The organism is Pandoraea soli (genome assembly GCF_902459595.1).
GTDB lineage: Bacteria > Pseudomonadota > Gammaproteobacteria > Burkholderiales > Burkholderiaceae > Pandoraea > Pandoraea cepalis.
The window spans coordinates 105,270-127,977 of the sequence record NZ_CABPSG010000002.1 but is presented as its reverse complement, the minus strand read 5'-3'; the positions used below and the strand labels follow the sequence as shown (position 1 = coordinate 127,977).

The window sequence follows — 22,708 nt, the reverse complement described above, 5'->3', positions numbered from 1 at the left end:
GTGCAATAAACCCGCAGAATAGGGAAACATTGTGTCGCGAGACGAAACAATACACCCCGCATTACCCCTGTTGCCCGCACCAGAATGATGCCCAAGCGACCGGGATCGGAGACAATGTGCGACACAGCGTAGCGGGCTCACGATACGTCGCCATCCGAACCAATTCCATGAAAACCACTCCGCGTCCGATCGATGCCGCCGCGCTCGCCATCATGTTTGGCCTATGTGCGGTTTGGGGCGGCCAGCAGGTCGCCGTCAAACTGGCCGTGCCTGTCGTGCCGCCCGTGCTGCAAGCCGGCCTGCGTTCGCTGATCGCGACCGTGCTTGTCGGCGGCTGGATGCTGTGGCGCCGTCAGAAGCTCTTCACCGGCGATGGCACCTTGCCGGCGGGCCTCCTCGCGGGCTTGCTCTTCTCGCTGGAATTCCTCTGCATCTTCGTCGGCCTGACGCACACGACGGCCTCGCGCATGGCCGTCTTTCTGTACTCGGCCCCGTGCTTTACCGCCATGGGTCTTCACTGGACGGTGCCGAGCGAACGGCTGCGACCGATGCAATGGCTCGGCATGGCCGTCGCCTTTTGCGGCATCGTGGTGGCGTTCTCCGACGGCAGCGGTTCGGACCTCGCGAAAACATGGCCCGGCGACCTGCTCGGTCTCCTCGCTGGCGTGTTTTGGGGAATGACGACAGTGATCGTCCGTGCGTCACGCCTGGCGAGCGCCGCGCCGTCGAAGACGCTGCTTTACCAACTCGCCGTCTCGGCCGTGTTGCTGTGCGCGCTGGCACTGGGGACAGGCAGCGTGCACGTCGGCCCGATGACGGCCACGACATGGGTCAGCCTCGCCTATCAGTCCATTGGCGTGGCGTTTGCAAGCTACCTGATCTGGTTCGGGATGCTGACGCGCTACAGCGCCGCCCGCCTCGCGTCGTTCTCGTTCCTGAGTCCGCTCTTCGGCGTGACGTTCGGCGTGCTGGTGCTCGGCGAATCCGTCGGCTGGCGCTTCGCGGGCGCCGTCGTGCTCGTGTTCGCCGGGATCAGCCTGGTGAACCGACGCCACTGATAGCGCGCGAGAGATTCACGTATTCGTCGACCGGAACGTCCTCGGCGCGGCGCGTGAGATCGAATCCAAGCGCGTCGAAATCGACACGATCGCGGTAGCTGTGCAGCGTGTTGCGCAGCATCTTGCGGCGCTGCGAGAACGCCTGCGCCACCACCGCGCCGAACACCTCCAGATCGACCTGCGGCAGGTCGGCCACGGCACGCGGAATCATCCGCACCACGGCCGAGTCGACCTTCGGGGGCGGATTGAACGCCTGCGGCGGCACGTCGAGCACCTTGTCCATCCAGTAGCGATACTGAAGCATGACCGAGAGCCGGCTGTAGTTGCTCGACCCCGCTGGCGCGACCATGCGCTCGACCACTTCGTCCTGCAACATGAAGTGCTGATCGCGCACGAGCGCGGCGTAGCGCATCAGGTGGAAAAGCAGCGGACTTGAGATGTTGTACGGCAAGTTGCCGACGATACGCAGCGGAGCTTCGTCACGTCGATCCGCCGGAACAAGCGATCCGAAATCGAAGTCGAGCGCATCGCCCGCATGCACGCTCACGCGCTCACCGAACTTGCGCGTAAGCCGTGCGACCAGGTCGCGATCGAGTTCGACCACATGCAGATGCGCGAGCCACTCCGTGAGCGGCGTCGTCAGCGCACCCAGCCCCGGCCCGATCTCGACCATCAGGTCGTCGGTGCGCGGCGAGATCGCGCCCACGATCGCGTCGATCACGCCCATGTCGACGAGAAAATTCTGACCAAAACGTTTGCGCGCCACGTGGCCCTGTTGGACGCCCGTGCGCTTCGATGCGCTACTCATGTGAAATTCCTTATGAACGCGGTTTTGGGGCGTGCGGATCGCCGCTCGCGCCTGCGGTCAATGATGCGTGTGTCGCGGCGTTGGCCGCCATGGTGGCCGCCGTACGCAATGCTTCAAGCAGGCTGCCGCTCTCGGCATGCCCGGTACCCGCGAGATCGAGTGCCGTGCCGTGATCGACCGACGTGCGGATGATCGGCAGGCCAAGCGTGATGTTCACGCCTGCGCCAAAGCTCGCGTACTTGAGCACCGGCAGGCCCTGGTCGTGGTACATCGCGAGGACCGCATCGGCCCCTTCGAGATAGCGTGGCTGGAAGAGTGTATCGGCGGGATACGGGCCGCGGGCGTCGATGCCTGCGGCGCGTGCGTCGTCGAGGGCCGGCGTAATGACGTCGATTTCCTCGCGGCCGAGGTAGCCCGACTCCCCTGCGTGCGGATTGAGTCCGGTGACGAGAATGCGCGGACGCGTCACGCCGAAATGACGCATCAGATCCTGATTGAGGATGACGAGCGTTTTCAGCAGATCGTCGCGACGAATCGCGCCCGGCACTTGCGCGAGCGGCAGGTGCGTCGTCGCCAGCGCCACGCGCAGTCCGCCGCCGGCCAGCATCATCACGACGCGTGGCGTGCCGGTGCGCTCGGCAAGATACTCGGTGTGGCCGGTGAAAGCCACGCCGCAGTCATTGATCGTGCTCTTCTGCAGCGGCGCCGTGACGACGGCGTCATACGTGCCCGCCAGCGCACCATCGATGGCATCGTCGAGCAAGGCCAGCACGTAACGACCGTTGGCGGCGTCGAGCTTCCCGGGCTGCGCCGTGACGGCGAGCGGATGATGCACCACACGTACGCGAGCAGCGGCCAGCAATGCCTGCCACGCGTCGCCGAGCCCCACGGCCTGCGCGCGTGCAGCGAGCAGCGACGCATCGCCGAGCACGGCGAACTGGCAACGGGCAAGGGGGGCGTCGACGCTGACGGCGGTGGCACCTTCCGCCGGCGACAGGCACTTCGCGAGTGCCTGCACCGTCAACTCCGGCCCGACGCCCGCCGGTTCACCCGTGGTGATGGCGAGGACGAAGGACCGGTCGGAAGTCATGCCTGGGACGAGAGAGAAAGGAGAGGGGGAGTGAAATGTCTCACACGCCGCTTACTGCTGCGCGTTATTGAGACGATAGTCGACGTAAGCACTGTCGCGCAGTTGCTGCAACCAGTCGCGGTACTGCTGTTCGGCCTTGCGGCCACGCAGTTCCTGCATGGCGACATTGCGCTCCTGATCGCCCGAGACCTGTGTCTCGCGATGACCCAGCACTTGAATCAGGTGATAGCCATACTCCGAGCGCACGGGGTCGCTGATCTGACCGTCCTTGAGTTCGGACATGGCGCGCTCGAATGCCGGCACGGTCTCACCCGGCGAAATCCAGCCAAGATCACCGCCCTGCGATGCCGAGCCGTCCACCGAGAACTGTCGCGCGAAGTCCGCGAAATCGCCCTTGCCCGCTTCGATCTTGGCCTTGATGTCGAGCAGCTTTTGACGCGCCTGCGCTTCCGACACCCCATCGCCCACCCGGATCAGGATGTGACGCGCATGGATCTGCGGCACGGTCATGCCCTGCTCTCCACCCTGTTTGCGGGTCTCGACCAGCTTGATGACGTGGAAACCGTTGTCGCTGCGAAGCACCTGCGGGACCACCGTCCCTGGCTTCAGCTTCTGAATCTGGCTCAGATACAGATCGGGAATACGTTCGGGAATGCGGAAGCCCATGTCGCCACCGCTGGCGGCATCGGAGGCATCCGAATACTGCTTGGCAAGCGCCGCGAAATCTCCGCCGGCTTTCGCCTTGTCGAGCGCTTCGTCAGCCTTCTTCTGCGCCGCGCTCACCTGGTCGGGCGACGCACCCTCGGGCAGCTTCACGAGGATTTCGCTCAGGCGGTACTCAGTCTCGGACGGCGTCGCCGTGGCACCGCGCTGTGCGGCGAGGAAGGTGTTGACTTCCGAATCGCTGACCTGCACCTGGCTGTCGACTTCGCGATCGCGCAGGCGTGCCATCACGATCTGTTCGCGCACTTCCTTGCGGAAAGCGTCCCATGGCACACCGGCCTGCGACAGTCGCGCCTTGTACTGATCGATGCTCAGATGGTTGTCGGCGGCGATGCGTTGCAGGGCCTGCTCGACGTCGGCGTCCTTCACGACGATGCCGTCTTCCTTCGCGCGTTGAAGCTGCACTTGCGTGACGATCAATTGCTCGAGCACCTGGCGTTGCAGCAGATCGGCGTCCGGAATCGGGCGCTTGGCCAGCACGAGCTGGTGCTTGGCCTCCTCGATACGCGCGTCGAGTTCCTTGCGGGTAATCACGCTGTCGTTGACCACGGCCACGATGGAATCGACCGCGCGCACTGACGACGCAGGCGTTCCCGCGACACGGGCACCGACCGGCGCCGGCTGGGCCACCGCCACCCCGGCGGCGAGACACAGGCTCGCCAGCAGCGAGGCACGCTTCACAAACATGTCATTCATAGTTGCTGAATCGAGAAGGAATCTGGTTCGTCGGCGGTGCCTGATATCCCGGCACCCCGACCTTGAAGGCTTCTGTGGCGCTGTTGCCGGACTTCGTCAAGCCTTTTAGCTCCAACTGCGCGAAGATACGCGAAGTTGTCGTGGTGGCATTGGTCGCGTAGCGCTGGAGCCCCACCCGGAAGGCCCAGCAGTCGGCATCATACTCGAAACCCGCCAGGGCATCGATGAAGGTCTTGTCGGTAATGCTGTAGTTCAATCGCCCCACAACGCCCAACCGCGGTGTGATCGGCCACTGACCGGAAAGTTCGACCTGATTGATCGGCGTGACGGTCAACGCCGTTTGTCCCACGACCGGCACGGGGTTTCGCAGGTAGCGGTAATACACGTTGAACACCCGTCGCTCCCCCGGGCGCCATGTCACCCCGACATCCGACCGGTTGAACTCCGACGTGCTCGGGCTGTATTGCACGGCGGTGCTGAACGTGATGTTTCTGTATAGCAACGCCGAACCCCCGACCAGGAAGTCGGAAATGCCAGCGTCTTCCGGCGTGCCGCCCGGCATCGTCACGAGCGAGCGTGTGAAGTTGTAGCGCTGCGCGTACCAGACACGGCCTCGTTCCACCCCCGATTCCGCATCGATCAGGCGCGAGGTCAGTGCCGCCGTCACGCGATTGGCATCCTGAATCCGGTCGACACCGATGAACGAGTTCTCGCTGAAGATTTCCGCCAGGTTGAAGTCGGAGACCGCGCTGTCGAAAATCGGAATGGAACTCTGATTTCGATATGGCGTGTAGACATAGAACAGGCGCGGTTCCAGCGTCTGCCGCATCGCCGAGCCGAACAGGTTCAGCGGGCGCTCGAACGTCAGTCCGGTATCAAGGCTGACCGTCGGCACCGTGCGCGTGATCGACGACTGCATCGTCGAGCCGTTCGGATAATCGATGTTGTACGCGGCCGCGTTGAAGATGACCTTCGGCACGATAAAGTAGCCAGGGGTCAGGATCGGGTAGCTCAACGTCGGCTGCGCATAAAGGCGCTCGCCATTTGGCTGCCCCGTCGACGACGCAATCTGGAACCGGTTGTACTTGATCGGCATCGTGAAATCGAAGCCGTGGAAGTCCAGCTTGTTGTAGGTCGCCGACAGTTCCGGCACCGACTCATACTGCGGCGCGGTCGGCGCGAGCGTCTGATACTTCAGCACTCGAGCGAGGAACGACCAATTGCCGTACCCCCACGTCAACCCGGCTTCGCGATTGTAGACACGCTGCACACCGGTCTGGAAGTTGGTACCGGCACCGAAATCGTCTGGATAGGTGTCGTCCGAGACCTTCGTGAAGTTGACGTAGCCATTCACGCCGTAGCCGAGCGACTGGCTATGCTGCCATGTGAACGTGTAACGGGCGTCCCCCGTAATTCGGTCCTTCGGCAGGTATTCGAAATGGAACAACCCTGCGTATGTCGGCTCGAGGTAGCGGAAATCGCCGTTGAGCATCACACCGCGCTTGGTCATGAAGCGGGGGGTGAGCGTCAGGTCACGGTTCGGCGCGATATTGAAGTAATACGGCGTCGCCAGCTCGAAGCCGGTGCGGCTCGACTGAGTGAAGGTCGGTGCCAGGAAACCCGAGCGGCGCTCGTTCGACGTCGGGAACGACAAATACGGGCTGGCCAGAATCGGCACGCCCTGGAAGAACAGGATGCCGTTGTACGCCGTGCCTTCCTGCTGCTCCTGATCGAACTCGAACTCGGACGCCTTGATGTACCAGGCCGGCGTCTTGCCGTCGTCCGTGCATGCGCAGGCGGAATACGTGCCGCGCTGCAGGGTCACCACATTGCTCGCCTCGACGTCCGCGCGCTCCGACTTTCCGCCACCGCCCGTCACGAGCTTGTAGGTCGGCGTCAGCATATAGCCGTCGCCCGCACCGGTGTACATATGCGCCTCGGGGCCGAGGAACAGATTGCCCCCTTGCGACAAGCGCGCATTGCCACGCGCCACGACCTCGTCAGAGTCCTGATCGTACGTGAGGCGATCGCCCTTCACGAACGAACGGTACTTGCGCGCCTCGGCGTCGCCATCGACCGTCGCATCCACGTTGGTCCGGCCGGTGAGGTGCATGCCGCGCACATACATCGGCACGTCTTCACCGGCGCCCAACGGGTTGTCGACGAGCGCCGGCACCGTGCGCAACATCAAACCGTCGCTCTTGGCAATATCGGGAGGGGGGGCTTCCTGCGCACCGGCGAGCGAACACCACACGCCCGGCAGGGAGAGCAGGAGTGCCAGTGGCTTTCGGCGCGCGCGCATCAGGCGCCGCAGCGAAGAAACATCATTCGTATGGACTTGTTTATCCGGCATGTACGCAAACAGCGTGACAATCGAGGCGCCGCTTGCAGGCAGCCAATCCCGCATGTCTGCACGGCGTTGCCGGGACATTCGGGACGGTCGATCGAGGTCGAGAAACAGGGCGTCTGGAAAACATGATCGGGTATTATATGGCAAGACGTTTACGACCCCCATCATGACCGCACATCCCACCGCCTCCGCGAGTGTTTCCGACGCTTCCCACGCGCTCTCCAACGCCACCGATTCTCGCCTGCAAGCCCTCGGCCATTGGCTCGCCAGCATCGCCGAACCGTTCGCGCTCGACATGGCGCAGTGGGCGCCGGCCTCCGCGGACGCCAGTTTCCGGCGCTACTTCCGTATCGGCAGTCACGATCCTGCCCATCCGAGCCTGATCGTGATGGACGCGCCGCCGCCGCAGGAGGATTGCCGTCCGTTCGTGCACGTCGCCCAATTGCTCGCCGACGCGGGCCTGCAGGCCCCGAAGGTGCTCGCCGAAGATCTTGCGCAGGGTTTCCTGCTGCTCACGGACCTCGGGCGCGAGACGTATCTCGACGTCATCAACGAGGACAATGCCCGCCCGCTCATGCGTGCCGCGCTCGATGCGCTGATCGTCTGGCAGATGCAGTCCCGCCCGGACGTGCTGCCCGCCTACGACACGGCACTGCTCCAGCGCGAGCTCGATCTGTTCCCGGACTGGTACGTTGGCAAGCACCTGAAGGTGACACTGAGCGCGGACCAACGGGCGACGCTCGACCGCGTCAATCAGTTGCTCATCGACAATGCGCTCGCGCAACCCAAGGTGTTCGTGCACCGCGATTACATGCCGCGCAATCTGATGCCGGGCCTGCCGGGCACCACGGGCCCCGGCATTCTCGACTTCCAGGACGCCGTCTACGGACCGCTCACGTACGACGTGATCTCGCTGATGCGCGACGCCTTCCTCAGTTGGGACGAGGAACGTCAGCTCGATTGGCTGGCGTATTACTGGGAACGCGCCCGCAAGGCCGGCCTGCCGGTCGACGCCGACTTCGGCGAGTTCTACCGTCAGGCGGAATGGATGGGGCTGCAGCGCCATCTGAAGGTGCTCGGTATTTTCGCGCGCATCAACTATCGTGACGGCAAGCCGCGCTATCTGGCCGACACGCCGCGCTTCCTCGGCTACGCGCGCAAGGTCGCCGACCGCTACGCGCCGCTCCGCCCGCTGGCCCAGTTGCTCGATGCACTGACTGGCCAGCAGACGGATGTCGGCTACACGTTCTGAGGCGCACCGCATGTCCGCAATGAAGGCGATGATCTTCGCGGCCGGGCGCGGCGAGCGCATGCGCCCGCTCACCGACGCCACGCCCAAGCCAATGCTCGGTGTTGGCGGCAAGCCGATCATCGTCTGGCAGATCGAAGCGCTGGCGCGCGCGGGGTTCACGGATATCGTGATCAATCACGCCTGGCTGGGCGCGCAGATCGAGGCCGCGCTCGGCGACGGCCGCGCATTCGGCGTTCGGCTTGCGTACTCGGCCGAGCGCGAAGCCCTGGAAACCGCCGGCGGAATCGCCTGCGCACGCCCCTTGCTCGAAGGCGCCGGCGACGTGTTCCTGGCGATCGCGGGCGATATTTTCACCTCGTTCGACTACGCGGCGTTGCGCCCTCACGCGGCACGCATGGCCGCGCAGCCTACGCCCGGCATGCACCTGGTGATGGTGCCGAACCCACCGTTTCATCCGAAAGGTGACTTCGCCCTCGACCCGGCTGGCCAACTGTATCTCCCCGACGCCGCGCCGCCCACGGCCCAGGCGCTGACGTTCGGCAGCATCGCGCTGTACGACCTTCGGCTCTTTGCCGACATCGCCTCGGGCACGCGCATGGCGCTCACGCCGCTGTACCAGCGCTCGATCGCCGCAGGGCATGTGAGCGGCGAGCGCTTCGATGGTCTGTGGGAAAACGTTGGCACCCCGGCACAACTCGTCGCCTTGGATGCCGACGTGCAAGCCCGGCACAACCGCCCACCCGGCAGTAGAATCGCCTGACGACGTTTTCAATCGACCGTACCGACCGAAATGGAGCCCGCGATGACTGATTCCCCGTACCGCGCCCGCCGCGAGCGCGTCATCGAACAGATGCGCAAGGCCGGTGGCGGCGTCGCCATTCTGCCGACCGCGCCCGAAGTGCCGCGCAACCGCGACAGCGACTATCCCTATCGTCACGACAGTTATTTTTATTACCTGTCAGGCTTCACGGAGCCCGATGCGGTCGTGGTGCTCGACAGCCGCACGGGTCATTCCATCCTGTTCTGCCGCGCGAAGAACGAAGAACGCGAGATCTGGGACGGCTATCGCTACGGCCCGGAAGCCGCGCGCGAGACCTTCGGATTCGACGCCGCCTACCCCATCGACGAGATCGATACACGCGTGCCGCAACTGCTCGCCGACGCCCCGGCACTGTTCTATGCGCTCGGGGCGTCGGCACAGCAGGATCGTCAGGTCCGTCACTGGCTGAGCGCGGTGCGCGCGCAGGGCCGAACGGGCGTGTCGGCACCGTCTGCCGCACGCGATATCCGCGCGATCCTCGATGAGATGCGTCTGGTCAAAGACCCCGTCGAAATCGACATCATGGCGCGCGCGGGCAAGATTTCGGCAGAAGCCCATGTGCGTGCGATGAAGGCGTCGCGCCCGGGGCTGCGCGAATATCACCTCGAAGCCGAGCTGCTGTACGAATTCCGCCGCAACGGCTCGCAATTCCCCGCTTACGGTTCGATTGTCGCCACCGGCGCCAATGCGACGGTGCTGCACTATCGCGCCGGCGACGCCAAGCTGCGCGACGGCGATCTATGCCTGATCGATGCCGCTTGCGAACTCGATGGCTACGCATCGGACATCACGCGCACGTTCCCGGTCAACGGGAAGTTCACCGCGGCACAGCGCGAGCTGTATGACATTGTGCTCGCCTCGCAACAGGCCGCTATCGACGTGACGCGCGCAGGCGTGCGCTTCGACGCTCCCCACGACGCCGCCGTGCGCGTGCTTGCCCAAGGCATGCTCGACACGGGCCTGCTCAAGCGCGATGCGGTGGGCGGCCTCGACGACGTGATCGCCAACAAGTCGTTCAGCCGCTTCTACATGCATCGCACGGGGCACTGGATCGGCATGGACGTCCACGACTGCGGCGAGTACCGCGAGGAGGGTCCGAACGGCGAACGTCCGTGGCGCACGCTGACCGCGAACATGGTGACGACCATCGAGCCAGGCATCTACGTGCGTCCCGCGCCGGACATCGACGAGCGCTACTGGAACATCGGCATTCGCATCGAGGACGATGCGGTCGTGACCGCCGACGGCTGCACGCTGCTCACGCGCGACGTGCCGGTCGATGCCGACGAGATCGAAGCGCTGATGCGTGGCTGATGACTGACGCTCAGGCCCCCGCTGTCTCCGCCCACGCCGCCCCCGTGGCGGACGCCGGTCGCGCGCGTCGGTTCGATCTGGCGATCGTTGGCGCCGGCCCCGTCGGCACGGCACTCGCGCTTCTGCTCGCGCAGCGCGCGCCGCAGCTACGGATCGCGCTGGTGGACGCGCGCGGCGCGCAGGCCGGGTACGACGACCCGCGCACCCTCGCGCTCTCGCATGGCAGCCGCCAGATTCTCGCGCGCGCCGGCGCCTGGCCGCACAACGCGTCCGGGCTCGACAGCACACCGATTCAACATATTCACGTCTCGCAAGCGCGACGCTTCGGCAGCACGGAAATTGATTATCTCGATCACCGCGTCCCCGCACTCGGTTACGTGGTGCGATACGGCGCCCTGATGCGCGCACTGGACGCCGCCATGTCGCGCGTTCCCGGGCGCGTCGAACACGCGCCGCCGCCAGCGTCCGCCTCGCCGGAGGGGGCCGACGCGTTGCCCGCACCGGATCGACCGGGTCTGCATCACTTCCGCCCCTATCGGGCCATCGCCCTAAGCCAGGACGCACAGCAAGTCACCATGACCCTCGGCACGTCCGTCGACGATCGCGCCCAAACGCTGCACGCCGCCCTGGCCGTCAATGCGGAAGGTGGTCTGTTCGAGCGTCAGATGGCGCGCCCTCACGCGCGCGATTACGGTCAGACGGCCCTCGTCGGGTTTGTTACCTGCGAGCGGCCGCGCATCGGCTGGGCATGGGAGCGCTTCACGCCGGACGGCCCGCTGGCCCTGCTGCCGCAGGAAAACGGTTACGCGTTGGTGTGGTGCTGCCCGCACGCCGAGGCGAAACGTCGGCGCGAACTGGACGATGCCCAGTTCCTGGGCGAGCTGCACGCCGCCTTCGGCGACCGCATGGGCCGGTTCACCTCGATTGTTGGCCGTGCGGGTTTCCCGCTGGGCCTCAACGCGCTTGGCCATGTCGTCGACGGCCGTATCGCCGCCATCGGCAACGCCGCGCAAACGCTCCACCCGGTGGCGGGACAAGGGCTGAATCTCGGCCTGCGCGACGCCTTCGACCTGGCCGACGCCCTCGTTCGTGACATTCGCGGCGGCCCGCCACACCACGGCGTGCCGGGCCCCGCGGCGCTGACCGACTTCGCCCGCCGGCGCCGCGCCGACCGGAGTCTCACGATCCGCATCACCGACCTGTTGCCCCGCGTCTTCGGCATCGACGCAGCCCCGGTCGCCCTGCTGCGCAGTGTGGCCCTCGCCAGCCTCGACCTCGTTCCGCCGCTCAAAACGGCCTTTGCCCGCCAGATGATGTTCGGCCAGCGCGGCTGAGTGTCTGGATTGCCCGGTGCGACGATCGAACCGCCTGCTCATTTTTTAGGCGACGAGAATGGGTTTTCGCAGTAAAATGCCAACTTTTTCCCGCCTTTTCCCTTCATCGTGCATATCGGCCCCCACGAACTTCGCAATAACCTGTTCGTCGCCCCCATGGCGGGTGTGACGGATCGGCCGTTCCGCCAGTTGTGCAAACGACTCGGTGCGGGCTATGCCGTCTCGGAGATGGTGGCCTCGAACGCCCAGCTCTGGAAGAGCGAGAAGACGATGCGCCGCGCCAATCACGCGGGCGAAGTCGCGCCGATCTCCGTGCAGATCGCAGGTGCCGACCCGGCCATGATGGCCGAGGCCGCCCGCTACAACGTGGAGCGCGGCGCCCAGATCATCGACATCAACATGGGCTGTCCGGCCAAGAAGGTGTGCAACGTCGCCGCCGGTTCGGCCCTGCTCCAAAACGAACCGCTCGTTGCCCGCATCGTGTCCGCCGTCGTCGGCGCCGTGGGCGATGTGGTACCGGTCACGCTGAAGATTCGCACAGGCTGGGATCGCGACCACAAAAACGCCCTCACGGTCGCCCGTATCGCCGAAGACTGCGGCATCAGCATGCTCACGGTGCACGGCCGCACGCGCGCCGACCTGTACCACGGCGACGCGGAGTACGAGACCATCGCCGCCGTCAAGGCTGCGGCCCGCATTCCGGTCGTCGCCAACGGCGATATCGACTCGGCGCAAAAAGCCAGGCATGTGCTGGACGTCACGGGCGCGGACGCCATCATGATCGGGCGCGCCGCCCAAGGGCGTCCGTGGTTGTTCCGCGACATCGAGCTGTTTCTCACGACGGGCGAGATCGCCTTGCCGCCGCGCGTCGACGAGATTCAGCAAATCATGAACGAACACCTCGAGGATCATTACGAGTTTTACGGGGAATACACCGGTGTGCGGACCGCGCGCAAGCATATCGCGTGGTATTCGCGTGGCCTGCCGGGGGCAGCCACGTTCCGCCAGCGTATGAATACGCTCGACACCACGCAGGACCAGTTGGCTGCGGTCAACGAGTTTTTCGAACAGCAGAAGGCGCACTCGGACCGTCTCTGCTATGAACAAGAATCGCCGAGGGAGCTATTAGCCGCATGAGCAAAACAAACATAGAACAATGCGTGCGCGACAGTCTGGATTCGTATTTCCGCGATCTGGATGGCGCACGGCCACACGATGTCTACGATATGGTCGTCTCGGTCGTCGAGAAGCCGCTGCTCGAGTTCGTGCTCGGCAAGGCCGACGGCAACCAGTCGCTCGCTGCAGAATATCTGGGGATCAACCGCAACACGCTGCGCAAGAAGTTGCAGCAGCACGGCCTGCTCTAGCCGTTGCGCGCGAACGGGAGGCCGTCTAGACCCGCGCGCCGCCCGTCAGCCCCATCGCGGGGCGCACCTGCGTCGACGACGCCGCATGGTGCCCGCCCCATTTGCCCACATCGCCCGTTTTTGCCGCTTCACTACCGTCCGTCATGATCAAGCAAGCTCTCATTTCCGTCTCCGACAAGACCGGCATCGTCGACTTCGCCAAGTCGCTCGCTGCCCAGGGCGTGTCGCTCCTCTCCACTGGCGGCACCGCCAAGTTGCTGGCGGAAGCCGGCCTCAAGGTGACCGAAGTGGCCGACTACACCGGCTTCCCGGAAATGCTCGACGGACGCGTGAAGACGCTGCATCCGAAGGTTCACGGCGGCATTCTGGCCCGCCGCGACCTGCCCGAGCACATGGCCGCGCTCGCGAAGCACGACATTCCGACGATCGACCTGCTCGTGGTGAACCTGTACCCGTTCGTGCAGACCATCGCGCGCGATGACTGCTCGCTCGAAGACGCCATCGAGAACATCGACATCGGCGGCCCGACGATGCTGCGCTCGGCCGCGAAGAACCATCGCGATGTCACCGTGATCGTCGATCCGGCCGACTACGCCGTGGTGCTCGACGAAATGAAGGCGAACGGCAACACGGTCGGCTACGCCACGAACTTCCGTCTGGCCACGAAGGTGTTCGCTCACACGGCGCAGTACGACGGCGCGATCACGAACTACCTCACGAGCCTGGGCGAGTCGCTGCGCCACACCGAGCGCTCCGCCTACCCGGCCACGCTGAATCTCGCGTACACGAAGGTGCAGGACATGCGCTACGGCGAGAACCCGCATCAGAGCGCCGCGTTCTATCGCGACATCGTCACGCCGGAAGGCTCGCTGGCGAACTATCGCCAGCTCCAGGGCAAGGAACTGTCGTACAACAACATCGCCGACGCCGATGCCGCGTGGGAATGCGTGAAGACGTTCGACGCGCCTGCCTGCGTCATCATCAAGCACGCCAATCCTTGTGGCGTGGCCGTGGCCGCATCGCCGGTCGAAGCCTATGCCAAGGCGTTCCAGACCGACCCGACGTCGGCCTTCGGCGGCATCATCGCGTTCAACCGTGAAGTCGACGAAGCCGCCGCACAAACCGTCGCCAAGCAGTTCGTGGAAGTGCTGCTCGCGCCGTCGTTCACCGACGCCGCCAAGCAAGTCTTTGCGGCCAAGCAGAATGTGCGTCTTCTCGAAGTGCCGCTCGGCAACGGCGTGAATCAGTACGATTTCAAGCGTGTGGGCGGTGGCCTGCTGGTGCAGTCGCCGGATGCGAAGAACGTGGCCCCGCATGAACTGCGCGTGGTGACGAAGCGTCATCCGACGCCGAAGGAAATGGAAGACCTGCTCTTCGCCTGGCGCGTGGCCAAGTACGTGAAGTCGAACGCCATCGTGTTCTGCGCCGGCGGTATGACGCTGGGCGTGGGCGCCGGTCAGATGAGCCGTGTCGACTCGGCGCGCATCGCCAGCATCAAGGCCCAGAACGCCGGCCTGTCGCTGAGCGGCTCCGCGGTGGCCTCGGACGCCTTCTTCCCGTTCCGTGACGGCCTCGACGTGGTGGTCGACGCAGGCGCGACCTGCGTGATTCACCCGGGCGGCTCGATGCGCGACGACGAAGTCATCGCCGCGGCCGACGAGCGCAACGTCGCCATGCTGATGACGGGCACGCGTCACTTCCGTCACTAAGCCCTCGCCGCGATGGCCCTCGCCGGGTCATCGACAAGCGATATGAGAGGGCACCCAGGATCCCCCGGGTGTCCTTTCTTTTTCTCTGCCTCAGAAGTAGTGCGCGAGACCCACGGCCACACCGACCTGATTGCTACCCGGCAGGATGCTTGCGCCGTAGCCGGTCACCCCCAGATTGGAGCCGTTCTGATTGCGCGAGAAACCGACTTCCGCGAACAGTTGTGTGCGCTTGGAAAGCAGATACGCCGCATTGGCCGCCAGCAAAAACGGATGTTGATTGGCCGACGTGATGTTGTTGTAGTAGATCGCCCCCGAGAGAATCACTTCGGTCACGGGCCGGTACTGCAACCCGGCGAAGATGAGTTCATTGCGGCCCGCGACGCCGGGCACGTCGCTCAGATACCACTGATATCCCACGAACGGCTTGAAGTTACCGACGGCATAGCTCGCCCCCGCCGCCACCCGCTGCGTGGTATTGCCCTGCGTCGTGACCGACGTGCCACGTTGCTGGTCGTACACCAGCGAGACATTGAGCGGACCGTTTCCGTACCCGACCGACACGCTGTACTCCTTGCCCACACGCCACTGCCCCGGCACCTGCGCACCATTGGCAATGCTGGCGTCGTACCCCGTCGAGAACAGGCCTGCGACCTTGATGCCGTTGAAGTTTCCGGCGTACTTGATCGAGTTATCGGCCTTGCCAACGAACTGAGCATCGAGTCCGGGCAGCGAATAGCTGTAGTACGAAAGCGGATCGAGTTCGAGGAACGCATCGTAAATCAGGTTCTTCTGTCGGCCGACGGTCAGTGCCCCCCATTGATTCTGCAAACCCACGTACGCCTGGCGGCCAAACATGCGTCCGCCCTGCTGGAGCTGTCCCGAGTCGAGATTGAACCCTGCTTCGAGCTGCATGATCGCCTTGAGCCCACCGCCTAGATCTTCCGCCCCCTTGAAGCCGAAGCGATTCGCTGCCTGAGAGCCGTTGCTCAAGCGAAAGAGTGACGCCTTGCTGCCGTTCGCGCCAGCGGCTGCGTTACTGAGGTATTCCAGACTGTTGTCCAGAATGCCGTAGATCTGCAGCCCATCCGCTTTGGCGCAGCCCGCCGCAAACGTCAACGCCATTGCCAACCAAACCTTGTGTTTCATGACATTCCCCATTTTTTATATTGGACTACGAATTACGACCGTCTCATGCAATACGCGTTCGACATTCACGGCTTCCCTGCAAGTGACCGACTGAGACGGCATTTGAGACGCCGTTGCGCAGCCCGGTGATCTCCGCCAGAATCGCCAGCGCGATTTCCGGCGGCGTGCGCGCCCCGAGCGGCAGGCCGACCGGCCCGTGCAAGCGGGCAATCTGCGCGGCGCTCAGATCGAACATCGCCAGACGCTCGCGACGCGACGCCTGATTGCGGCGCGAGCCGATCGCACCGACGTAGAACGCGTCGGACTTGAGCGCTTCGAGCAGCGCCATGTCGTCGAGCTTCGGATCGTGCGTGAGCGCGACAATCGCCGTATGGCCGTCGGGACGCAAACGCGCAATCAGGTCGTCCGGCATCTCCCGCGAATGCGAGACGTGGGCACTGCCCATCGCGTCTCGCGTCACCTCGTGGATATCGCGGGGATCGCAGACGACGACCCGATAACCCAGCGGCACCGCCATCGTCACCAGATGCTGCGTCAGTTGCCCGTCGCCGATCACGATGATTCGCCAACGCGGGCCGAACGGCACCGTCAGACGCGTTGGCGAATAGTCGAACGCTGCCGGCTGCGTAACGCTGCGCACACGCGCCACCCCCGTGCGCAGATCCAGCTCGCGCACCCCGAGTCGACCGTGGCCGATGGCCTCGCGCATGGCGTCGAGCCCGCTGCGCGGGGTCACGCGCTCGACGACCAATTCGAGCGTGCCGCCGCACGGCAAGCCGAAGCGATGCGCCTCATCGGCGTTAAGGCCGTACGTCTGCAAGTGAGGTCGCAAGCCTGGCCGGAACCCGCCGGCGACCTTCGCGAGCAGGTCGTCCTCGATGCAACCGCCCGAGACCGACCCGGCGACGCGCCCGCGCGTGGCGAGCGCCATCATCGCGCCGACGGAACGCGGCGCCGAGCCCCATGTCCGCGCGACGCTCGCGAGCAGCACGTCGTCGCCTTGCGCCTGCCAGCGAGCGACGGCATCGAGCACTTCAGCGTCGAGCGCGTCCATCAGGTGTGTTCCTCGTCATGCGCTTCACGGGCGAGCGCGCGCGCCTGCGCAACGGTCTGCGGCAGCGGCATCGAACGCGCCCGCACACCGGTGGCGCGACGAATCGCCTGCGCCACCGCCGGCGCCACCGGCGGCAACGACACTTCGCCACACCCCTGCGGCGGGCGGTCGCTCGGCACGATCACCGTCTCGATCGTCGGCATCTCGACGAGATACAGCAGCGGATAGTCGCCGAAGTTGCTTTGCTCCACGCCGCCGTTGGCGAAGGTAATCTGGCTCTTGAACGTATTGGTGAGCGCAAATCCGATGCCGCCTTCGATGTTCGCGCGGATCAGGTTCGGGTTGATTGCACGGCCGCAATCGACGCCGCACACAACGCGTTCGATCTTGAAGCGCTCGTTCACGACACGCAGCTCCACGGCGAGCGCGACATAGGTCGAGAAGGCCGCACCGCGTCCGGTATAGGTGCAGTAGCCGAACCCGCGGTGCACGCCGGGCTTCGCCAACGTGTGCCAACCGGCAGACGCCGCCGTCGTCTCGATCACCCGCGTTGCCAGCGCATCGTGTTTGAGCAGTCGCTTGCGATACTCGACCGGATCGACGCCGGCCGCGTCGGCCATCTCGTCGATAAAGCTCTCGAGAAAGAACACACTCGACGTCGAGCCGACCGAGCGCATGAAGCTCACGGGAATGTTGGGCTGCGGCACGTCGATGCCTTCGACGCGCAGGTTCGGTACCGCGTACGCGAGGTCGTAGAGCCCGTCGAGCATGGTCTCGTCATAGCCGGCCTTCTCGTAGTGGTCCTTCTTGATGACGTTGTAGAGCGACTGCCCGGCCACACGCGCATGCAGCGCCGTGGGCAGCCCGTCGTGACCGAGCACCGCCTCGAAACGACCGGAGGCGCAGGGACGATAGAAGCCGTGTCGTATGTCGTCTTCGCGCGAGCGGATCACCTTGACGGGACGCCCGACCGCCGCCGATGCCACCGCCGCATGGATCACGAAATCGGGCACGTATTTGCGTCCGAAACTGCCGCCGAGGAAGGTCGTGTGCACGATGACCTTCTCCGGTGGCAGCTTGAAGATGCCGCCTAGGGCCCAGCGAACTTTGTCCTGCCCCTGGATCGGCCCCCAGACCTCGATCTCACCCTGCGCCTTGCGCACGTGCACGGTGGCGTTCACCGGCTCCATCGTCGCGTGGACGATGTACGGAGTGTGGTATTCGGCCGTCACGCGCTTGCCGCCGGCAGCACCTGAGACACCAGCAGCGATAAGGCCCGGGGCATCGCCGACGTCGGTCGCAACGCCCGCCTTCCCATCGACAAGCGCGGCACGGCGCTGCGCGAGTATCGTCGCGCTGTCGTCCGCGGCGCCCGATTTCCATTCGATATCGAGGGCATCGCACGCTTGCTTTGCACACCAGTAATCGTTAGCGACGACGATGACGGCGTCCTTCGCCTGCACGACGTCGTGCACTCCCTTGCGCGACTTGATTGCGTCGCGATTGCGCACCGACAGCGGGACGCCACCTGTGGTCGGCGCCATGCGCACGGCGCCGACGAGCATGCCAGGCACCTTCACATCGATACCGAAGACGGCCGAGCCATCGACCTTCGACGGCGTATCGAGACGCGACACCGACTTCCCGATCAATGCATGGGCGGCTTCGTTCTTCAATCGCGGATGCGAATTGAGCGGCAGCTTCGCGGCCTCGGCGGCCAGCTCACCGTAGCTGAGCGAGCGGCCCGATTGCGGATGGACGACGCGGCCCTCATGCGTCACACAGTTGGTCGTGCGAACGCCGAACCGGCGTGCAGCCACGGCAACCAAGGCTTCACGCGCTTGCGCCCCGGCGATTCGCAGACGCTCGTAGAACAACGTCGCCGACATCGACGCCCCCACGAACTGCTGCAACGCCTCGTTGGCCGCAGCCGTTCGGTAGGCGTCGCGCGCGGTCACGAATTCGACGCGCACCCGGCGCCAATCGGCGTCGAGTTCATCGGCCAGCACCTGGGGCAAACCGGTGTAGACCCCCTGTCCGACTTCGCATTGCGAGAGACCGAGCACCGTCGTGCCGTCGGCATCGATGCGGATCCAGTCGTTGATTTCGACAAGGGTCTCGCCCGCCGCACGCGCGTCGGGACTGGCCACCCACGACGCCGAAATCGGAACCAGCAGACTGCCCGCTGCCAGCGACATCCCTTTGAGCCAGTGACGGCGGGACGGCGACGCGGGGGCATGGGAAGCAGCCTCGTTCACATCGGCCGTGGTGCGCTCAGCGTTTTGCAGCGGCATGGATCGCCTCCCGGACACGGTGATAGGTCGCGCAACGGCAGAGGTTGGTCATCGCCTCGTCGATCTGGGCATCGGTCGGATGCGGATGCTTGTCGAGCAGCGCCGCCGCGGCCATCACCATGCCGGACTGGCAGTAGCCGCACTGCGGCACATCCGTGGCGATCCACGCCTGCTGGATCGGATGCGCGCGTGTGGGCGACAGGGCCTCGATGGTCGTGATGTGCCTGCCCGCCGCCGCCGAGACCGGCAGCACACAGGTGCGCGTGGCTACGCCATCGAGGTGCACCGTGCAGGCACCACATGCGCCGATACCGCAGCCGTATTTGGTGCCGGTCAACCCCGCGGCATCGCGGATGACCCACAGCAAAGGCGTGCCGTCATCGCCGTCGAAGACGAAGGGCCGCCCGTTGAGTTGGAATTCCATTGACTCTCCCGTTGTGACTGCCCGCTGCCCCGGCGTGCCTAACGACGCGCTGGCAGAGGGTGAGTGAATTCTCACAACGAGAAAATTGGCGAACAACGACCGCTCGGCCCGAAAAGGATGCCGTTCGTCCAGAGACGGGAAAACCCTCACGCGCGAGGCGCGACAGTCGCGTCAGTTGGCCGGGCCGCAGTGTCTGAGATATTCGCGCGGCGGCAAGCCGTAGCAGCGACGAAAGGCGCGGGTGAACGCCTTCTCCGACGCGTAGCCGACGGCATCGGCCACATCGGCGATGCGCACGCCCGCGCCCGCCAGACGCTCCGCAGCCAGGTACATGCGATGCGTCGTGAGATACGACATCGGCGATTCACCCACGAGTTCGCGAAAGCGCAGGCAGAACTTCGAGCGCGACATGCCGGCGATGTCGGCCAGTTGCTCGACCGTCCAAGGCCTTTGCGGCGCGTCGTGCATCGAGGCGATGGCGCGTCCCAATTGCGGATCGGTCATGCCGCGCAGCCAATGCGTCGTCGCGCCGCCGCTGGCACCGAGATAGGCACGCAGGATCTGGATGAACAGCACGTCGGCCAGACGCGCGACGGCCACGCGCCATCCCGCACCGCGCTGCATCGACTCCTCGATGAAGCCCGCCAGGGTCGTGGTCAGCCGCGCGGGAACGGCCGGATCGCCAGCGCGGATATGGATGAGCGGCGGCAGCGACGCGAGCAAGGGATTGCGCACGCGCTCACGGAACATCACTACGCCCGTGTAGAGGTCGCTCACCGGCCCCGCGCCGCCCGCGCGGAACGCGAGAGGTGTGTCGAGCCGGGGCTCGATACCCTGCGCCGTCATCAATTGCTCGAAGACCACCGGCGGCTCGTCCAGCGACGAGCACATCACGTGCTCGTGTCCATGCGGCAACAGCACGCAGTCGCCCGGCTCCACGCGCACCGGCGCCATGCCAGCCACGACGAGATAGAACGGCTCTCCCGTCGCCGTGCGAAACGGCGCACCGTCCATCGCGGGCTTGCGCAGCGACCAGGGGGCCCCGAACGTGAAGCGACCTGTCACGACCGCATCCGCCCGCAGATCGTTGAGAACGTCGCTCAGCGGATCCATGCCACCCCGCCTTGCATGACGTGAAGATTTATTCGTCTCATGGGTGGAACTTTGATTTATATATGGATAAATCGAAGTATGCCGTTTCGCTGACTGGAAAAGTATCGGGATCGGCCTAGGGAAAATACGAAGACGACGAAGGGCGCGCGTTGGGGCGCGGCGTCACGCGAGCAGACGGGATGGGGTGGGACCGGCCTGTAAGCGTCTGCGCGGCACAGGCCAGGGGGTTCAACGTCGCGAGAGCGTCGTCAGGAAGAGGTGGGCAGGGCTTGCCTCGGCCCGCAGTTCACAGACATCACCACCGTCGACGCGAAGCGCATGTTCCTCGGGAACGCTCACGGCTTGGCCGTCCCCGAAGACTGCCCGCACCTTCCCTTGCGCACAGTAAAGGAAGGCGACGGCGTCGGCGTCCGTTGGCAGCGACCACGTCACGGCGTCTCCCTCGAGCCGATGCTGCGCCAGCGTGTGCTGCCATGCGGCGCGACGTGTCATGACATTGAAGTCGTCGATGGGCACACCGGACGTCTCCAGCATCGGTGTGCCGCTTACCGCCAACTCGCCGCCGAAGGCGTATGGAGGCGTGCGCGTCGAGAGCGTGACGTCCGGGCGGCCTTCGACAGTAAGCGTGAGCGTGCCGCCCCGCGCGATGGCCAGCGAGCGATCGATGCCCGGGAACACGGAGAACGGTCCCGGGCTCGCGACCGTGGCCGTGCTGATGCGCCAATCGAAGCCGTCTTCACCGGGACGTCGCGCCACCGCCAGCTCGGTCGTGACCCCCAGGCCGTTCTTCCACGGCATCTTCTGAAAATCGGCCGGGCCGAGCATTTGCAGTTTCATGCGACGTCTCTGACGAATTGGCTTACTGGCGGACTTCGCCGTGTCCGAACACGACGTACTTCAGACTCGTCAGGCCCTCGAGACCCACCGGACCGCGGGCGTGCAGCTTGTCGTTCGAGATACCGATCTCGGCGCCCAGACCGAATTCGAAGCCGTCGGCGAAACGCGTGCTCGCGTTGATCATCACGCTCGCGGAATCGACTTCGCGCAGGAATTGCATGGCGGCGGAGTAATCCTCGGTCACGATGGCATCGGTGTGATGCGAGCCGTAGCGATTGATGTGCGCGATAGCTGGCGCCATGCCATCGACGATCTTCAGCGCCAGCACCGGTGCCAGATATTCCGTAGACCAATCCGCTTCGGTCGCCGCCACCACGCCGGTCATGCCGGCGTCGCTGAGCGCCGCCAGCGTTCGTTCGCAACCGCGCAACTCGACCTGCTTATCCTGGAACATGCGCGCGATGGCGGGCAACTGGTCGATGGCCCGTTGGTCGATAAGTAACGTTTCCATCGTGTTGCAGGTGCCATAGCGATGCGTCTTGGCGTTCTCGCAAATCGCCAGCGCCTTCGCCGGATCGGCGCGACCGTCGACGTAGACATGGCAGATGCCGTCGAGGTGCTTGATCATCGGCACGCGCGCGTCCTGCATCAATCGCGCGATCAGACTCTTGCCGCCGCGCGGCACGATCACGTCCACATAGTCGGTCATCGTGATGAGTTCGCCGACCGCTGCACGGTCGGGCGTGCTCACGACCTGCACGGCGTCACCGGGCAACCCGCTCGCCGCGAGCGCCTGCGCGATGAGGGCGGCCAGCGCCGTGTTGCTCTCGATGGCTTCGGACCCGCCGCGCAGAATGGTCGCGTTGCCCGACTTCAGGCAAAGCGCGGCCGCGTCGATGGTCACGTTGGGACGGGATTCGTAAATGATGCCGATGACGCCCAGCGGCACGCGCATCTGACCGACCTGAATACCGCTCGGCTGCACGCGCACGTTGCTGATCTCGCCGATGGGATCCGACAGGCCCGCGATCTGACGCAGTCCGTCGATCATCGTGCGCAGCGCCTTGTCCGACAGCGTGAGACGGTCGATGAACGCGGCGTCCTGACCATTGGCGCAGGCGCGCTCGAGATCGCGGCGATTCACGTCCTGCAACGCCGCGCCATCGCGCTCGATGGCATCGGCAATCGCGAGCAGCGCGCGATTCTTGGCAGCGGTGTCGGCACGCGCCATGGCACGCGACGCCTCACGGGCCCGCTGGCCCAACGATTGCATGTAGGCTTTGATATCCATATCGTCTGTTTCGCAGTTCTCTCGGCGA

General features: G+C 65.0%; 19 protein-coding genes. 8 read left to right on the top strand and 11 right to left on the bottom strand.

Features of this window, described 5'->3' with window-relative positions:
- The first annotated feature begins 167 nt into the window (after positions 1 to 167).
- Positions 168 to 1,058, top strand: coding sequence for a DMT family transporter (locus tag PSO31014_RS04545; RefSeq protein WP_130027072.1), 891 nt, complete (start codon positions 168 to 170; stop codon positions 1,056 to 1,058).
- Here the strand turns inward: PSO31014_RS04545 and rsmA are convergent.
- Genes rsmA through PSO31014_RS04525 form a run of 4 tightly spaced genes read right to left on the bottom strand, consistent with a single transcriptional unit; the run spans position 1,033 to position 6,677 of the window.
- Complete coding sequence (gene rsmA / locus PSO31014_RS04540) at positions 1,033 to 1,866, bottom strand: 16S rRNA (adenine(1518)-N(6)/adenine(1519)-N(6))-dimethyltransferase RsmA (RefSeq protein ID WP_150550536.1); 834 nt, start codon at positions 1,864 to 1,866, stop codon at positions 1,033 to 1,035. The genes PSO31014_RS04545 and rsmA overlap by 26 nt on opposite strands.
- A gap of 10 nt (positions 1,867 to 1,876) precedes the next feature.
- On the bottom strand, positions 1,877 to 2,956 hold the full coding sequence (gene pdxA, locus PSO31014_RS04535) for a 4-hydroxythreonine-4-phosphate dehydrogenase PdxA (RefSeq protein WP_150550535.1): 1,080 nt from the start codon (positions 2,954 to 2,956) through the stop codon (positions 1,877 to 1,879).
- A 51-nt stretch (positions 2,957 to 3,007) separates the two neighbouring features.
- Positions 3,008 to 4,375 (bottom strand): peptidylprolyl isomerase, encoded by a 1,368-nt coding sequence (locus tag PSO31014_RS04530; RefSeq protein ID WP_150550534.1) that lies wholly within the window; start codon positions 4,373 to 4,375, stop codon positions 3,008 to 3,010.
- Positions 4,368 to 6,677, bottom strand: coding sequence for an LPS-assembly protein LptD (locus tag PSO31014_RS04525; protein WP_174976390.1), 2,310 nt, complete (start codon positions 6,675 to 6,677; stop codon positions 4,368 to 4,370). Before PSO31014_RS04525 ends, PSO31014_RS04530 begins: the two co-directional genes overlap by 8 nt.
- Positions 6,678 to 6,891: 214 nt before the next feature.
- On the opposite strand from PSO31014_RS04525, the gene PSO31014_RS04520 reads away from it, so the two are divergent.
- From PSO31014_RS04520 to purH, 7 genes are all read left to right on the top strand, one after another.
- On the top strand, positions 6,892 to 7,977 hold the full coding sequence (locus PSO31014_RS04520; RefSeq protein ID WP_174976389.1) for an aminoglycoside phosphotransferase family protein: 1,086 nt from the start codon (positions 6,892 to 6,894) through the stop codon (positions 7,975 to 7,977).
- Between the two features lie 19 nt (positions 7,978 to 7,996).
- Entirely contained in the window at positions 7,997 to 8,737 is a 741-nt protein-coding gene (gene murU, locus PSO31014_RS04515) for an N-acetylmuramate alpha-1-phosphate uridylyltransferase MurU (RefSeq protein WP_150550832.1), read from the top strand.
- 30 nt (positions 8,738 to 8,767) lie between these two features.
- Positions 8,768 to 10,111, top strand: coding sequence for an aminopeptidase P N-terminal domain-containing protein (locus PSO31014_RS04510; RefSeq protein ID WP_425494848.1), 1,344 nt, complete (start codon positions 8,768 to 8,770; stop codon positions 10,109 to 10,111).
- On the top strand, positions 10,111 to 11,445 hold the full coding sequence (locus PSO31014_RS04505; protein WP_150550531.1) for a UbiH/UbiF/VisC/COQ6 family ubiquinone biosynthesis hydroxylase: 1,335 nt from the start codon (positions 10,111 to 10,113) through the stop codon (positions 11,443 to 11,445). Before PSO31014_RS04510 ends, PSO31014_RS04505 begins: the two co-directional genes overlap by 1 nt.
- 108 nt (positions 11,446 to 11,553) lie before the next feature.
- Complete coding sequence (gene dusB / locus PSO31014_RS04500) at positions 11,554 to 12,582, top strand: tRNA dihydrouridine synthase DusB (RefSeq protein ID WP_425494847.1); 1,029 nt, start codon at positions 11,554 to 11,556, stop codon at positions 12,580 to 12,582.
- Positions 12,579 to 12,812: a Fis family transcriptional regulator gene (locus PSO31014_RS04495; RefSeq protein WP_010803993.1), complete on the top strand. Its 234-nt coding sequence runs from the start codon at positions 12,579 to 12,581 to the stop codon at positions 12,810 to 12,812. Before dusB ends, PSO31014_RS04495 begins: the two co-directional genes overlap by 4 nt.
- A gap of 143 nt (positions 12,813 to 12,955) precedes the next feature.
- Positions 12,956 to 14,521, top strand: coding sequence for a bifunctional phosphoribosylaminoimidazolecarboxamide formyltransferase/IMP cyclohydrolase (gene purH / locus PSO31014_RS04490; protein ID WP_150550529.1), 1,566 nt, complete (start codon positions 12,956 to 12,958; stop codon positions 14,519 to 14,521).
- 90 nt (positions 14,522 to 14,611) lie between these two features.
- On the opposite strand, the gene PSO31014_RS04485 is transcribed toward purH, so the two are convergent.
- The 7 genes from PSO31014_RS04485 to PSO31014_RS04455 all read right to left on the bottom strand — a co-directional run bounded on the left by PSO31014_RS04485 (position 14,612) and on the right by PSO31014_RS04455 (position 22,680).
- On the bottom strand, positions 14,612 to 15,667 hold the full coding sequence (locus PSO31014_RS04485; protein WP_174976388.1) for a porin: 1,056 nt from the start codon (positions 15,665 to 15,667) through the stop codon (positions 14,612 to 14,614).
- A 43-nt stretch (positions 15,668 to 15,710) separates the two neighbouring features.
- Positions 15,711 to 16,721 (bottom strand): XdhC family protein, encoded by a 1,011-nt coding sequence (locus tag PSO31014_RS04480; RefSeq protein WP_150550527.1) that lies wholly within the window; start codon positions 16,719 to 16,721, stop codon positions 15,711 to 15,713.
- Positions 16,721 to 18,979, bottom strand: a complete 2,259-nt coding sequence (locus PSO31014_RS04475) for a xanthine dehydrogenase family protein molybdopterin-binding subunit (protein WP_425494850.1) — start codon at positions 18,977 to 18,979, stop codon at positions 16,721 to 16,723. The genes PSO31014_RS04480 and PSO31014_RS04475 overlap by 1 nt, the downstream gene beginning before the upstream one ends.
- Before the next feature lie 16 nt (positions 18,980 to 18,995).
- Positions 18,996 to 19,439, bottom strand: a complete 444-nt coding sequence (locus PSO31014_RS04470; RefSeq protein ID WP_150550525.1) for a (2Fe-2S)-binding protein — start codon at positions 19,437 to 19,439, stop codon at positions 18,996 to 18,998.
- 171 nt (positions 19,440 to 19,610) lie between these two features.
- Entirely contained in the window at positions 19,611 to 20,552 is a 942-nt protein-coding gene (locus tag PSO31014_RS04465; RefSeq protein ID WP_150550524.1) for an AraC family transcriptional regulator, read from the bottom strand.
- A gap of 228 nt (positions 20,553 to 20,780) precedes the next feature.
- Positions 20,781 to 21,389 (bottom strand): HutD/Ves family protein, encoded by a 609-nt coding sequence (locus PSO31014_RS04460; RefSeq protein ID WP_150550523.1) that lies wholly within the window; start codon positions 21,387 to 21,389, stop codon positions 20,781 to 20,783.
- Between the two features lie 22 nt (positions 21,390 to 21,411).
- Positions 21,412 to 22,680, bottom strand: coding sequence for a glutamate-5-semialdehyde dehydrogenase (locus tag PSO31014_RS04455; protein WP_150550522.1), 1,269 nt, complete (start codon positions 22,678 to 22,680; stop codon positions 21,412 to 21,414).
- Positions 22,681 to 22,708: the final 28 nt, after the last annotated feature.

What these genes read in the sequence shown, in the direction of transcription:
- rsmA (WP_150550536.1), bottom strand. Translation starts at nt 1,866, where the DNA reads ATGAGTAGCGCATCGAAGCGCACGGGCGTCCAACAGGGCCACGTGGCG.
- purH (WP_150550529.1), top strand. Translation starts at nt 12,956, where the DNA reads ATGATCAAGCAAGCTCTCATTTCCGTCTCCGACAAGACCGGCATCGTC.
- pdxA (WP_150550535.1), bottom strand. Translation starts at nt 2,956, where the DNA reads ATGACTTCCGACCGGTCCTTCGTCCTCGCCATCACCACGGGTGAACCG.
- PSO31014_RS04470 (WP_150550525.1), bottom strand. Translation starts at nt 19,439, where the DNA reads ATGGAATTCCAACTCAACGGGCGGCCCTTCGTCTTCGACGGCGATGAC.
- PSO31014_RS04485 (WP_174976388.1), bottom strand. Translation starts at nt 15,667, where the DNA reads ATGAAACACAAGGTTTGGTTGGCAATGGCGTTGACGTTTGCGGCGGGC.
- PSO31014_RS04510 (WP_425494848.1), top strand. Translation starts at nt 8,768, where the DNA reads ATGGAGCCCGCGATGACTGATTCCCCGTACCGCGCCCGCCGCGAGCGC.
- PSO31014_RS04455 (WP_150550522.1), bottom strand. Translation starts at nt 22,680, where the DNA reads ATGGATATCAAAGCCTACATGCAATCGTTGGGCCAGCGGGCCCGTGAG.
- PSO31014_RS04525 (WP_174976390.1), bottom strand. Translation starts at nt 6,677, where the DNA reads ATGCGCGCGCGCCGAAAGCCACTGGCACTCCTGCTCTCCCTGCCGGGC.
- PSO31014_RS04530 (WP_150550534.1), bottom strand. Translation starts at nt 4,375, where the DNA reads ATGAATGACATGTTTGTGAAGCGTGCCTCGCTGCTGGCGAGCCTGTGT.
- PSO31014_RS04465 (WP_150550524.1), bottom strand. Translation starts at nt 20,552, where the DNA reads ATGGATCCGCTGAGCGACGTTCTCAACGATCTGCGGGCGGATGCGGTC.
- PSO31014_RS04495 (WP_010803993.1), top strand. Translation starts at nt 12,579, where the DNA reads ATGAGCAAAACAAACATAGAACAATGCGTGCGCGACAGTCTGGATTCG.
- murU (WP_150550832.1), top strand. Translation starts at nt 7,997, where the DNA reads ATGAAGGCGATGATCTTCGCGGCCGGGCGCGGCGAGCGCATGCGCCCG.
- PSO31014_RS04520 (WP_174976389.1), top strand. Translation starts at nt 6,892, where the DNA reads ATGACCGCACATCCCACCGCCTCCGCGAGTGTTTCCGACGCTTCCCAC.
- PSO31014_RS04480 (WP_150550527.1), bottom strand. Translation starts at nt 16,721, where the DNA reads ATGGACGCGCTCGACGCTGAAGTGCTCGATGCCGTCGCTCGCTGGCAG.
- PSO31014_RS04545 (WP_130027072.1), top strand. Translation starts at nt 168, where the DNA reads ATGAAAACCACTCCGCGTCCGATCGATGCCGCCGCGCTCGCCATCATG.
- PSO31014_RS04505 (WP_150550531.1), top strand. Translation starts at nt 10,111, where the DNA reads ATGACTGACGCTCAGGCCCCCGCTGTCTCCGCCCACGCCGCCCCCGTG.
- PSO31014_RS04460 (WP_150550523.1), bottom strand. Translation starts at nt 21,389, where the DNA reads ATGAAACTGCAAATGCTCGGCCCGGCCGATTTTCAGAAGATGCCGTGG.